We start from the raw sequence: 12,162 nt of genomic DNA, 5'->3' as shown, positions 1-12,162 counted from the left end.
CCCCACGGCCGTTCAGCCGGGGCAGTGCGCGTCGGACGGGCCGACAGGAGGGCTCATCCTGGTGACCCCTACTTTGCCGATACGGTCAGAATCCGGTCCAAGTGCGGGCCGAACGAAGGCTTTTGGCGACTTTGAGTGGCTTCTTACGGGTAAGGGGCGCACAACGTCGAACAAGCGTGTAGCTTGCCGGGTCAGGAGGCCGGGGGGCCTGCTCCTGGGGCAATGTGGGGGGTAGTTCGATGGGAGTGCGGCTCATGGTGGTCGACGACCACCGTCTGCTCGCCGAGGCACTCGCCTCGGCGCTCAAGCTGCGCGGGCACCGTGTGCTCGCCGCCGCCGCGCCCACCGCGGGCGCGGCCGAACTGGTGGTCAGCCGCGCGCCGGAGGTCTGTCTCTTCGGCACGGCGACCCCTGCCCTGCCGGGCACCTTCGACCCGATCGTACGGATCAAACGCGAGCGGCCCCAGGTGGCGGTGGTCGTCCTGGGCCCCGTACCCAGCCCGCGCGGCATCGCCGCCGCCTTCGCCGCGGGGGCGGCCGGTTACGTACGGCACGACGAGCGCATAGAGGGTGTCGAGCGCGCCATGGTGAAGGCGCGTGCGGGGGAGGCGGCCGTGGCGCCGCAGCTCCTCCAGGGCGCCTTCGCCGAACTCCTCAACCCGGCCGCCGAGCCCGACGACGAGGGCCAGCGACTGCTGCACCTGCTGACCCCGCGCGAGGTCGAGGTCCTGGTCCGGGTCGCGGACGGCGAGGACACCCGGCTCATCGCGGCCGGCATGTGCATCGCGCCCAGCACCGCGCGCACCCACGTCCAGCGCGTCCTGATGAAGCTGGGCGTCGGCTCCCGCCTGGAGGCGGCGGCCCTCGCGGCCCGCACGGGCCTCCTCGACCGGGCGACGGTGACCCCGCCGCAGGAGCAGTAGTACCAACACCGTTCGTGAACACGACCGTTGATCGACAGCGGGCCCTGGCGTCGACGGCGCTGCAGGCCTATGGTTTGTTGTGTTCGATTCTGTCGGTGTGTGTGCGTACGTGAGGTGACAGTGAAGAAGACATCGACCCGTCTCGCCGACGGGCGTGAGCTCCTCTACTACGACGAGGCCGACGACCGGGTCCGCGACGCCGTGGACCCGCGCCCGCTCACCCCGGTCGCCACCGCGTCCGAGATCCGCCACGACGTGCTGCTCGGCGACTCGGTGGCCGTCGCCTCGCACCGCCAGGAGCGCACCTACCTGCCGCCCGCCGACGCGTGCCCGCTCTGCCCGTCCCGCCCGGGGCACGAGAGCGAGATCCCGGCCGCCGACTACGGCGTGGCCGTCTTCGAGAACCGCTTCCCCTCCCTCGCCGGGGACTCGGGCCGCTGCGAGGTGGTCTGCTTCACCTCCGACCACGACGCCTCGTTCGCCGACCTCACCGAGGACCAGGCCGCCCTGGTCCTCGAAGTGTGGACCGACCGCACGAGGGAGATGGCCCAACTCCCCTCCGTGGAACAGGTGTTCTGCTTCGAGAACCGCGGCGCCGAGATCGGCGTCACCCTCGGCCACCCGCACGGCCAGATCTACGGATACCCGTACGTCACCCCCCGTACGAACCTGATGCTCCGCTCCCTCGAAGCCCACGCCACCGAGGCCGGCGGCACGTCGAACCTCTTCGACGAGGTCGTCGCGCGTGAACGCGCCGAAGGCACCCGGGTCGTCCTTGAGGGTGAACACTGGACCGCCTTCGTCCCGTACGCCGCGCACTGGCCGTACGAGGTGCACCTCTACCCCACCCGCCGCGTCCCCGACCTGCGCGCCCTCGACGACGCCGCCCGCGCCGAATTCCCCTCCGTCTACCTGGAGTTGCTGCGCCGATTCGACCGCATCTTCGGCCCGGACCAGCCCCCCACCCCGTACATCTCGGCCTGGCACCAGGCGCCCTTCCGGCACCCGCTGCGCGAGGACTTCGCACTGCACCTGGAACTGTTCACCGTCCGCCGCACGTCCGGCAAGCTGAAGGTCCTCGCGGGCTCCGAGTCCGGCATGGGCGCGTTCATCAACGACGTGTCGCCGGAGGCCGCGGCACACCGTCTCCGAGAGGTAGCGAGCGCACAGTGAAGTATCTGGTTACGGGCGGCGCGGGTTACGTCGGCAGCGTCGTCACGGCGCACCTCCTGGAGGCCGGGCACGAGGTGACCGTCCTCGACGACCTCTCCACGGGCTTCCGCGACGCCGTCCCGCAGGGCGCCGCCTTCGTCGAGGGCCGCATCCAGGACGCGGCGGCCCATCTGGACCCCAGCTTCGACGGCGTCCTCCACTTCGCCGCTTCCTCGCAGGTCGGCGAGTCCGTCGCCGACCCCGAGAAGTACTGGCGCAACAACGTCGGCGGCACCATGGACCTGCTCGCCGCGATGCGCGCCACGGGTGTGCGCCGCCTCGTCTTCTCCTCCACTGCGGCGACGTACGGCGAACCCGCCGTCACCCCCGTCACCGAGGACCTGCCCACCGCGCCCACCAGCCCGTACGGCGCCTCCAAGCTCGCCGTCGACCACATGATCGGCGGCGAGTGCACCGCCCACGGCCTGGCGGCGGTCTCGCTCCGCTACTTCAACGTGGCGGGGGCGTACGGCAGTTCGGGTGAACGCCACGACCCCGAGTCCCACCTCATCCCGCTCGTCCTCCAGGTCGCCCAGGGCCGCCGCGAGTCGATCTCCGTGTACGGCGACGACTACCCGACCCCCGACGGCACCTGCGTCCGCGACTACATCCACGTCGCCGACCTCGCCGAGGCCCACCTCCTCGCCCTCGACGCCGCAGGTCCTGGCACGCACCGCATCTGCAACCTCGGCAACGGAAACGGCTTCTCGGTCCGCGAGGTGATCGAAGCCGTCCGCAAGGTCACGGGCCACCCGATCCCCGAGGTCGTGAGCGCCCGCCGCGCGGGCGACCCCGCGGTCCTGGTCGCCTCGGCGGACCGGGCCCGCACCGAACTGGGCTGGTCCCCCGCGCGCCCGGACCTGGCCGACATCATCGGCGACGCATGGCGCTTCGCACGGGGCAAGGGGGAGTGACGGGATGATCCCGGACCAAGTCACCGCGGAATTCCGTGAGTTGTACGGTACGGAGCCCGAGGGCGTGTGGGCGGCCCCCGGCCGGGTCAACCTCATCGGCGAGTACACCGACTTCAACGACGGCTTCGTGATGCCGCTCGCCCTCCCGCACACCGCCCAGGTCGCGGTGGCCCGCCGCACGGACGGCGTCCTGCGCCTGCACTCCGGCGACAGCGAGGACGGCGTCACCGAAATCCACGTCGACGACCTCTTGCCCCTCTCCGTCACCGACAGTTGGTGGATCTACCCGGCGGGCGTCGTCTGGGCCCTGCGCGAGGCGGGGCACAAGGCGGTGGCCGGCGGTGCGGACGTACACCTGCGCTCCACCGTCCCCACCGGCGCGGGCCTCTCCTCCTCGGCGGCCCTGGAGGTCTCCCTGGGCCTCGCCCTCACCGACCTCCACCAACTCCCCCTCGACCGCCCCGAGTTGGCACTGCTCTGCCAGCGCGCCGAGAACGCCTTCGTCGGTGTGCCCTGCGGCATCATGGACCAGACGGCGTCCGCCTGCTGCGAGGCGGGACACGCCCTCCACCTCGACACCCGCGACCTCACCCGCCGCCAGGTCCCCTTCGACCTGGCCGCCCAGGGCCTCGCCCTCGTCGTCGTCGACACCCGCGTCAAGCACGCCCTCGGCGACGGGGCGTACGCGGAACGCCGCGCGGGCTGCGAGGAGGGCGCGCGCCTCCTCGGGGTCACGCACCTGCGCGACGTACCGTACGGACAACTGGAAGCGGCTCTCGACGGGTTGGGCGACGAACGGGTCCGCCGCTACGTCCGGCACGTCCTCACCGACAACCACCGCGTCGAGCAGGTGATCGCCCACCTGGACGCGGGCGACACCCGCGCCATCGGCCCCGTACTCACCCAGGGGCACGCCTCCCTCCGGGACGACCTGCGCATCTCCTGCCCGGAACTGGACCTCGCCGTCGAGGCGGCGAACGCGGCGGGGGCGTACGGAGCCCGGATGACCGGCGGTGGTTTCGGGGGCTCCGCGATCGTCCTCGTGGAGGAGTCGGAGGTGGCGGGCCTGACGCGGGCGATCGAGTCGGCGTTCGAGGCGGCCGGTCACCGGAGCCCACGCGTCTTCCCGGTCACACCGGCGGCGGGTGCACGCCAACTGGCCTGAAATCGAAGCGAACTCCCTTGAAGCGGGAGGGGGTTGTGTAACCCGGTCAATGACTGGTCAACGACCTGTCAACGACAGGAACTGCTCATTCCCTCTCGCCTTCCGCCACAACGCGACACAGTAGGCACGCGCTGGGCCCCGAGGCCAAACAGTTCTGCAAATACCCTTCCGATCATCGCCCCCGCCCGTACTCTGAGGCTTGAGCACCGGTGGGGGCCGGTGCTGATCAGGGGGCGAGACAGTCGGACTACGGCGCCCGGGGCAGGGGTATGGATCGCCCGTTATCGATCGGTCGGTAGCGACCTTTCGGTGGCGATCGGCACACGGCGGCGGCCGTGCGCATCGACGATTCCGCCCGGCCCCGGGAGTCGTGTCCGCGCAGGTCCGCCCCCCGACCCATGGGGGTGTCAGAGGCAGTGGTTCGTATCCGGGTCCTGGTGGTCGACGATCACCGAATCTTCGCCGAGTCGCTCGCCGCCGCCCTTGCGGCGGAGCCGGACGTCGACGTGGCGGCAGCGGGCAGCGGCCCCGCCGCGCTGCGATGTCTGGAGCGGGGAGCGGCGGAAGGCCGCAAGTTCGACGTGATGCTCATCGACGCGGACCTCGGCACGGCGCTCGCGCCGGGCGGAGGCGTCCCGCACGCGGTCGCCGTCCCCGACAGCGGGGCGGAGCAGGACGGCCTGGTCGACGGAATCTCCCTGGTCGCAGGGGTGCGCACCGGCCAGCCCGGCGTCCGTACGGTCGTGCTCGCGGAGAAGGACGACCCGCGCAGGGCCGCCCTCGCACTCCAGGCGGGCGCATCGGGCTGGGTGGCGAAGGACTGCTCGCTCCAACGGCTCCTCGCCGTCATCCGGGGCGTACTGCGCGAGGAGACGCACCTGCCGCCCGCGCTGCTCACCGGTGTGCTCCGCGAGTTGACCGCGGCCCGCAAGCACCGTACGGAGAGCGAGCGGCTGGTGGAATCCCTCACTCCGCGCGAGCGGGAGGTGCTCCGCTGCATGGTCGCCGGCCTCGGCCGGAAGGCCGTCGCCGAGCGTCTCTTCCTCTCGCCGCACACGGTCCGCACCCACATGCAGAACGTGCTGGGGAAGCTGGGCGTCCACTCGACCCTCGCCGCGGTCGCCCTCGCCCGCAGGGCAGGGGTGGGCCCCGCCGACCTAACTGCCGGGGACGTTGTCGAACGGGGCGGTCAACTGGCGTAGCAGCCCTGCCAGTTCGCCGCGCTGTGCCTGCGACAGCTCACCGAGGATCGCCCGCTCCTGCTCCAGCAGGCCCGCGAGCGCCTGATCGGCGCGGTCGCGCCCCTCGTCCGTCAGCCGCACGAGGACCCCGCGCCGGTCATTGGGGTCCGGCAGCCGCTCGACGAGCCCCTTCTTGGCGAGCCTGTCGATCCGGTTCGTCATCGTCCCGGACGTCACGAGCGTCTGCGTGAGCAGTTGCCCCGGGGACAGCTGGTAGGGATCACCGGCCCGCCGGAGCGACGTCAGCACGTCGAACTCCCAGGGCTCCAGACTGTGCTCGGAGAACGCGAGCCGGCGCGCACGGTCGAGATGGCGCGCCAGCCTGGACACTCGACTGAGCACCTCAAGGGGCTCCACGTCGAGGTCGGGGCGCTCTCGGCGCCATGCTGCGACCAGTCGGTCGACCTCGTCCTCCATGGCGATCAGTGTAGGGGGTCTGTCGACATGAAGTCTCTTGGCCTCAAGTCTCTTGACATCAAGATACTTTTGCGGGGAGGCTGGACGGCATGACGACTCCTCCCTCCCCTGTCTGGGACCCGTCCCAGTACCTCCGCCACGAGGGCCGCCGCACCCGCCCCTTCGTGGACCTCCTGGCCCGTATCGCCCCCGCCGCACCCCCTGCCCGGATCGCGGACCTGGGCTGCGGCGCGGGCAACGTGACGGCTCTCCTCGCCGCCCGCTGGCCCGACGCCCGCATCACGGGCTACGACAACTCCCGCGAGATGCTGGCGAAGGCGCAGCAGTACGCCGGGGGGAACCTGGACTTCGCGCAGGCGGAGGCGTCGACGTGGGCCCCCGCCCCCGCCTCGTACGACCTGATCGTCTCCAACGCACTCCTCCAGTGGGTCCCGGACCACACCTCGCTGATCCCCGCCTGGCGGGACGCCCTCACCCCCGGCGGGACGTTCGCCTTCCAGGTCCCGGGCAACTTCGACGCCCCCAGCCATACGATCCTGGCGGAGCTGCGGGAGTCGGCGAGGTGGCGCTCACGGCTGTCGGGCGTGGGTGACCGTGCGGCGGCGGTCGAGGAGCCGGGGACGTATCTCTCCCTGCTCACCTCCCTCGGCTGCGAGGCGGACGTCTGGGAGACCACCTACCTCCAGCTCCTGACCGGCGAGGACCCGGTCCTGGACTGGGTCAAGGGCACGGCCCTGCGCCCGGTCCTCACCGCCCTCGCCGACGACGAGGAGGCCGTCGCCGCCTTCACCGCCGAGTACGCGACCGCCCTGCGCGAGGCCTACCCGCCGGGTCCGGCGGGGACGGTCTTCCCCTTCCGCCGCATCTTCGCGGTGGCCACCGGGGGAGTCCGCCGGTGATTGCCGCACTCGACCACGTCCAGCTCGCCGCTCCTCCCGGCTCGGAGCCGGCCCTGCGCACGTACTACGTCACCGTCCTGGGCATGCGGGAGATCCCGAAGCCACCGGTGCTGGCGGCGCGCGGAGGGTGCTGGTTCGAGGCGGGCGGCGTCCGGCTCCACCTGGGCATCGAGGAGGACTTCCGCCCGGCGAGGAAGGCGCATCCGGGGATCAGGGTCGTTGCTGTCGAGGCGTACGCGGCCCGGCTGGCGTCGTACGGCGCGGAGGTCGTCCGGGACGACGACCTGCCGGGGCACAGGCGGTTCTACTCGACGGATCCGGTGGGGAACAGGCTGGAGTTCCTGGAGGCGGACGCAGTGGAGCGCACAGAGGCGGTCACAGCTTCTTGAGGGCGTCCAGCGTGATGTCGACGGCGATGTCGTACGGGACCTTGACCTTGAGCTGATCGTGGTGGATGCCGGTCAGCGCGTATGTCCTGGACAGCGGGTCGAGTTCGTAGACGCGCACGACGGGGTGTGCGTTGCTGTCGGTCATCTCGACGAGCCAGAAGTGCGGGATGCCGGCGGCGGCGTACTTGCGGGGCTTGGTGTCGCGGTCGCGGGACTCGGACTCCGGGGAGACGACTTCGACGGCGAGACGGACGTCGGCCGCCTGGAAGTGGGTCTGTTCGAGACTGGTCGCGGCTTCGGCCAGCGCGACAGAGAGGTCGGGCTCAGGGCCGTTGCGCCGGTCGATCACGACGGTCATCTCGCGTTCGACCGTCAGGGCTTCTGGAAGGGTGCTGCGCAGGCCGTTCATCAACAGCTCGATCATCTTGGCGTGGAAACGCCGCTGCGGACTCACGAATACCAGGCTCCCGTCGAGCATCTCGGTGTGCGGCGGGAGGCCGGGCAGCGTAAACAGGTCGTCCACGGTGTAGCCGTCCTGCGGCGGCACGGGCCAGTGGCATCCCGACTCGGCGATCGGCTCGGCGGTCATGGTGATTCCTCCCATGGACGGGATTCTGGGCCTGCCCCCTCACCGTAGCGGCCGAGATTGCCAAACGTACTCACAAAGAGTGACGCCGGGCCTGCCGGGCTGCCGGAGCCGCTGCGCCTGTCAGCCGTCGTGCCCGGCGGGGCGGCGCTGCTTGGCGCGGTGGGCGAGGGCGGCGATGATGCGCTGCCAGGCCGGTGAGGCCTCGGAGATCCGGGAGGAGACCAGCTTCAGGTACCCGGACCGGTCGCTGTCCTGGGCGCTGTCCCGGGCGTGTGCGATCTCCCAGGCGTCCAGGTCGTCGATGAGCCGGTCCAGGCGTGGGTCGTGCGGATCCCAGTCGACCGCTTCGTCGCAGGCGAGAAGCAGGCGCGTCGTCCCGGGGTCGTCGAGGTCGGCGTTCTTCTCCCGTATCCGCTGCGGCACGACGTGCGGGTCCAGCGCCCGCATCAGGATCCAGGCGTCGCGTTCGAGCCGTACGCGCCGTTCGCTGATGCCGAGACCGCGCATCCGGTCCAGGACGGCGACGACCTCGGGAGGCAGGAAGAGGCTCTCGCCACCGGCGAGTTGGGCGATCCGGCGGCGGGATTCGGTGAGTTGGTCGATCTTGTGCCGCAAGGCGGTGTCGATGCCGGTGACGGCCGCCTCGAATTCCGCAGGCCGGGCGTGCAGCAGCGCATCGATACGGGCCAGTGGTACTCCGGCGTCGGCGAGGGTCCTGATCCGGATGAGATCCACCGCGGCCTGCGCGCTGTAGCGGCGGTAGCCGGAGGCATCGCGCTCGGGCTCGGGCAGCAGACCGATCTGGTGGTAATGCCGAACGGTGCGCACGGTCACTCCGGCGGTCGCCGCGAGCCGGCCGATCGTGAGCACCGTCCTCCTCGGGTCTTCGTACGTCGTGCACGACGTGTGCGACGTGCAGTCGTGCCGAGTCTAGGCGCGAGCCGCCCGCGCCCGGTCGACGACGTCGCGCACCGCCCGGATCACGGCATCGGGCCGGTCGAAGCAGAGCCGGTGGTGAGCGGTGTCGGAGAGGATGCGCTGCTCCCCGTGCGAGACCGAGCCGGTCAGGGCCGCGTCCAGCCTCGTCCTGCCGTCGTGCATCGCCTGCAACGTCCGCTCCGACGTCATCGCCTTCTGCCCGGGGTCGGTGCCCACCACGGTGAGAGCAACGACCGGGACGTCGGGAACGGGCGGCCCGGCCTGCAGTTCGGCGGCGAGCGCGGCCAGCCCGGTGCGCTCGCCGATGCCGGAGAGCGTCCACTCCTCACTCGTCTTGCCGTCGATCAGCGCCTGCCGCATGTGCTCCGGGTAGTCCGCGAGCAGCTCGGCGTACATCGCGCGCAGGGCCGGCCGCATCTGCTCAAGCTGCTCCCGGCCGGGTCCCATCCGCTCGACGGTGGCGAGGCTCGCCTCGGGAGGCATGAAGGCGTCCCAGTCGCGGTGGAAGGCGTCCAGCCAGACCAGTCCGGCCACGTCCTGCGGGTACAGCTGGGCGAACCGGTGCGCGTAGAAGCCGCCGAGGGAGTGCGCGACCAGGACGTACGGGGCGGGGATGTGCTGGGCGCGGAGCAGCTCGCGCAGTTCCGTGGCAACTGCGGCGGCGGTGCGCGGCAGCGGGAGCGGATCGCTGAAGCCGGTGCCGCCGCGGTCGTACATGACGGCGGTCGTGAACTGCGAAACCCCTTGCTGGATCCCGAAGTAGTCCAGACCGACCGCGCTGGCCCCCGGCAGGAACACCACGGCCGGCCCGCCGCTGCCCGCCCGGTGTACGAAGATCCGCCGACCGTCGATCTTCTGGAACCCTCCGAGCGGCGGGGCGGGCCGGGCCGGGGACGTGCTGCTGTTGCTGCTGCTGCGGTTGTCGTTGTTGCTGTGCGTCATGCGACAAGGCTCCAACCCTGACGTTGCGGCAGGGTCAACCCCTTCCGCCGAGCCGAGTTCGCTGGATCGGTCCCACGTCGCTGCGTTCAGCGTGCCACGCGCACTCCCGGTAGCCGCGCACAACAATGTCTCACTTACACGTGCAAGTGAGACATTGTTCCGACACCCCCACCTTGGCCCGTGAGCCGACGGGCAATGGACCGTTGGATCGGTCGGGCCGTTGTTCCCCCTCGCGCCGGGGCGGATTCCCATCCTGCCGCGCGAGCCCTGGACCTACCCGGGTGCGCTCTGGGACCGTCGGTGTGCCCTCGCGCGTGCGGGGGGAGCGCCCACCGCCTCGGGGCGGTGGCAGCCAGGAGGGCGGTGAGGTCCGTGGCGGGGATTTGGGCCGTGGGGCTCGTGGTGACTGTGCTTCTGGTGGCCCTGATCGTCGTCGTCGAGAAGGTCAGGAACAGGCCCGCACGGAATCCCGGCAGGCCCGCGCCGAGTGCACCGCGCCGGGGTGAGCGCGAAAGCTGGGTCGCGGGCGGCGCGGTGGGGGGCTGCGGCGGTTCGACGTCCGGCCGGAGCGCCTCGCCCGACAGCGACTCGTCGTGCGACGGGAGCTCGTCCTCCTGCGAGGGCGGGGACGGGGGCGGTTGCGGCGGGTGCGGATGCGGCGGGTGAACCTGGGCGGGCGGGCGCGCCCCCGGGTCGCTACTTCCGGCGGCCCAGCGCCTTCGCGCGGTCGTGCGCCCAGCCCGCCAGGATCAGGCCGAAGAGGACGGCCGTGAGGTACGTGACGAGCGTGACCGTGAACGGGGCACCGAGGCCGCCGAGCAGGCCCGTGTCGTCGTGGTCGATCAGCAGACGGATCGCGCCCTGGCCGCCGATGACCAGAAGGACCGCGCCGATGACCTGGAGGACGTCGAACTTCATGGGGGATGCCTTTCGCCGTGCGGGAGGACAGCCAATACAATGCACTCGCATTGTATTGAGTGGGCGGGGTGGATGCAATGCGATCGCATGGGAAAGTCTGAAGAAGCGGGAAAGGTGCACGCATGCCGAAGGTCGTGGACCACGAGGACCGTAAGCGGCGGCTGGCCGAAGCCGTCTGGGCGCTGACCCTCCGGGACGGGCTCGAAGGCGTCACGCTGCGGAAGGTCGCGGCCGAGGCCGGCGTTTCGATGGGGCAGGTGCAGCACTACCACGCGTCGCGGGAAGAGCTCGTGCGCGACGCGGTCAAGCGGGCCGTGGCCGCGCTCAACGCCCGTATCGAGGCATCGATCAAGGCGGTGGCGGAGGACCGGGATTCCCCCGGCGCGGAGGTCGTGCTCCGCGAGTGCCTGTACGCGATGCTCGCGCGCGACGAGGAAGGGGTACGGCTGCTGCGGCTGTCCGTCGCCGTGCTCGGGCGGGCGATCTCGGACCCGGAGATGGCGGGCGTGCTGGGGCCGGGCGACGGTGAACTGCTGGACTTCACGGCGGGGCTGATCGCCGGGGCGCGGGCGGAGCGAGGGGTGGGGCAGGAGGGGGAGGTCGTGGGGGATCTCCGTATCGATGCGGACATCTGCTGGTCGGTGGCCACGGGGCTGGGTGTGGACGTGGCGCTCGGCATGCGAACTCACGCCGCTGCCAAGGGAGTTCTGGACCACCACCTTGAGGGACTGCTCGGCCGGTAGGGGAGAGAGGGCAGGGCGGGGGATCGGTGGCGATGTCACATTCGGAGGCGCGCGCCCCGTCGTAGCGGTGACCGCGCACCACGGCGGAGGCTCCTTCGGCCTCCTGGTGTGCGTCCCGACCTAGGAGTCACCTTGACCACCACCCGTACCTCCGGCACCACCGCGACGGTGCCCGACACCGCCCGCGCACGACACCCGCAAGGGGGCCCGCCCCTGCTCCTGCCCGTCCTCTCCTTCGCCGTCCTGACGATCGCTTACGTCGTCCTCAACAGCTCCACCCCACAGCCCACCGCCACCGGCGCCGAAGTCCTCGCGTACACGCAGGGGAACGGGACGACGATCCGGATCGGGGCCTTCCTGCTGCTGGCTTCCGGCGTGCCGCTGGCGGTGCTCGCGGCCGTTCTGTACCGGCGGCTGCGGGCGCTCGGGACCACCGCGCCCGGATCCGCGACGACCCTGGTGGGCGGGGTGATGGCGGCCCTCGCGTTGATGTTCAGCGCGCTCTTCGCCTGGACGGGGGAACGGCTGGCGGCCGACGCCGCTCCGGCACTGGCCCGGGCGGTCGCCGACCTCTCGTTCCTGACGGGCGGGGTGACGTACGCGGTGGCCTTCGGCCTTCTCGTCGCGGGGCTCGCCGTCAGTGGGCTCCGGGCGGGGCTGCTGCCGAAGCCGCTCGCCCTGGTGGGATGCGTACTGGCGGCGGCCGGCCTGCTCGCCACGCTCAGCCTGCTGGCCGACCCCTTCGGGTTCGCCCTGCCGGTGGTCCGCTTCGGCGGGCTGATCTGGCTGGTGTGGGTGGCGGCTGTGCTGCCGCGCGGCCGGGGCCGTACGACGGTGGAGCGGTGAAGCGATGGCCCGCACCCCCTGCGAG

At 71.5% G+C, this 12,162-nt stretch carries 14 protein-coding genes; 9 read left to right on the top strand and 5 right to left on the bottom strand.

Features of this window, described 5'->3' with window-relative positions:
• The first annotated feature begins 239 nt into the window (after window positions 1–239).
• From ACWGIG_RS30080 to ACWGIG_RS30060, 5 genes are all read left to right on the top strand, one after another.
• A complete protein-coding gene (locus ACWGIG_RS30080) occupies window positions 240–923 on the top strand; it encodes a helix-turn-helix transcriptional regulator (RefSeq protein WP_453324843.1) in 684 nt (227 codons plus the stop codon).
• Between the two features lie 120 nt (window positions 924–1,043).
• Window positions 1,044–2,096, top strand: a complete 1,053-nt coding sequence (gene galT / locus ACWGIG_RS30075) for a galactose-1-phosphate uridylyltransferase (protein WP_453324842.1) — start codon at window positions 1,044–1,046, stop codon at window positions 2,094–2,096.
• Complete coding sequence (gene galE / locus ACWGIG_RS30070) at window positions 2,093–3,049, top strand: UDP-glucose 4-epimerase GalE (RefSeq protein WP_453324841.1); 957 nt, start codon at window positions 2,093–2,095, stop codon at window positions 3,047–3,049. The genes galT and galE overlap by 4 nt, the downstream gene beginning before the upstream one ends.
• Before the next feature lie 4 nt (window positions 3,050–3,053).
• Window positions 3,054–4,214 carry a galactokinase gene (gene galK / locus ACWGIG_RS30065; protein ID WP_453324840.1) on the top strand — a complete coding sequence of 387 codons (1,161 nt, stop codon included), beginning with the start codon at window positions 3,054–3,056 and terminating at the stop codon, window positions 4,212–4,214.
• Window positions 4,215–4,630: 416 nt separating this feature from the next.
• Window positions 4,631–5,416 (top strand): LuxR C-terminal-related transcriptional regulator, encoded by a 786-nt coding sequence (locus tag ACWGIG_RS30060; RefSeq protein ID WP_453324839.1) that lies wholly within the window; start codon window positions 4,631–4,633, stop codon window positions 5,414–5,416.
• Here ACWGIG_RS30060 and ACWGIG_RS30055 read toward each other — a convergent pair.
• A complete protein-coding gene (locus tag ACWGIG_RS30055; RefSeq protein ID WP_453324838.1) occupies window positions 5,372–5,872 on the bottom strand; it encodes a MarR family winged helix-turn-helix transcriptional regulator in 501 nt (166 codons plus the stop codon). The genes ACWGIG_RS30060 and ACWGIG_RS30055 overlap by 45 nt on opposite strands.
• Before the next feature lie 89 nt (window positions 5,873–5,961).
• Here ACWGIG_RS30055 and ACWGIG_RS30050 point away from each other — a divergent pair, with 89 nt between their 5' ends.
• Together ACWGIG_RS30050 and ACWGIG_RS30045 are read left to right on the top strand one after the other, a co-directional pair.
• Window positions 5,962–6,771 carry a trans-aconitate 2-methyltransferase gene (locus ACWGIG_RS30050; RefSeq protein WP_453324837.1) on the top strand — a complete coding sequence of 270 codons (810 nt, stop codon included), beginning with the start codon at window positions 5,962–5,964 and terminating at the stop codon, window positions 6,769–6,771.
• Window positions 6,768–7,160 (top strand): VOC family protein, encoded by a 393-nt coding sequence (locus ACWGIG_RS30045; protein ID WP_453324836.1) that lies wholly within the window; start codon window positions 6,768–6,770, stop codon window positions 7,158–7,160. The genes ACWGIG_RS30050 and ACWGIG_RS30045 overlap by 4 nt, the downstream gene beginning before the upstream one ends.
• Here the strand turns inward: ACWGIG_RS30045 and ACWGIG_RS30040 are convergent.
• From ACWGIG_RS30040 to ACWGIG_RS30025, 4 genes are all read right to left on the bottom strand, one after another.
• Entirely contained in the window at window positions 7,147–7,749 is a 603-nt protein-coding gene (locus tag ACWGIG_RS30040; RefSeq protein WP_453324844.1) for a Uma2 family endonuclease, read from the bottom strand. The genes ACWGIG_RS30045 and ACWGIG_RS30040 overlap by 14 nt on opposite strands.
• Before the next feature lie 120 nt (window positions 7,750–7,869).
• Window positions 7,870–8,619 carry a MerR family transcriptional regulator gene (locus tag ACWGIG_RS30035; RefSeq protein WP_453324835.1) on the bottom strand — a complete coding sequence of 250 codons (750 nt, stop codon included), beginning with the start codon at window positions 8,617–8,619 and terminating at the stop codon, window positions 7,870–7,872.
• A gap of 60 nt (window positions 8,620–8,679) precedes the next feature.
• Entirely contained in the window at window positions 8,680–9,630 is a 951-nt protein-coding gene (locus ACWGIG_RS30030; protein ID WP_453324834.1) for an alpha/beta fold hydrolase, read from the bottom strand.
• Window positions 9,631–10,326: 696 nt separating this feature from the next.
• On the bottom strand, window positions 10,327–10,548 hold the full coding sequence (locus ACWGIG_RS30025; RefSeq protein ID WP_453324833.1) for a hypothetical protein: 222 nt from the start codon (window positions 10,546–10,548) through the stop codon (window positions 10,327–10,329).
• Window positions 10,549–10,670: 122 nt separating this feature from the next.
• Here ACWGIG_RS30025 and ACWGIG_RS30020 point away from each other — a divergent pair, with 122 nt between their 5' ends.
• Together ACWGIG_RS30020 and ACWGIG_RS30015 are read left to right on the top strand one after the other, a co-directional pair.
• A complete protein-coding gene (locus ACWGIG_RS30020) occupies window positions 10,671–11,291 on the top strand; it encodes a TetR/AcrR family transcriptional regulator (protein ID WP_453324832.1) in 621 nt (206 codons plus the stop codon).
• A gap of 132 nt (window positions 11,292–11,423) precedes the next feature.
• Window positions 11,424–12,137 carry a DUF4386 domain-containing protein gene (locus ACWGIG_RS30015; protein WP_453324831.1) on the top strand — a complete coding sequence of 238 codons (714 nt, stop codon included), beginning with the start codon at window positions 11,424–11,426 and terminating at the stop codon, window positions 12,135–12,137.
• Window positions 12,138–12,162: the final 25 nt, after the last annotated feature.

Source organism: Streptomyces sp. NPDC054863, from assembly GCF_053610825.1.
This window is presented reverse-complemented; position numbering and strand designations above follow the sequence as displayed.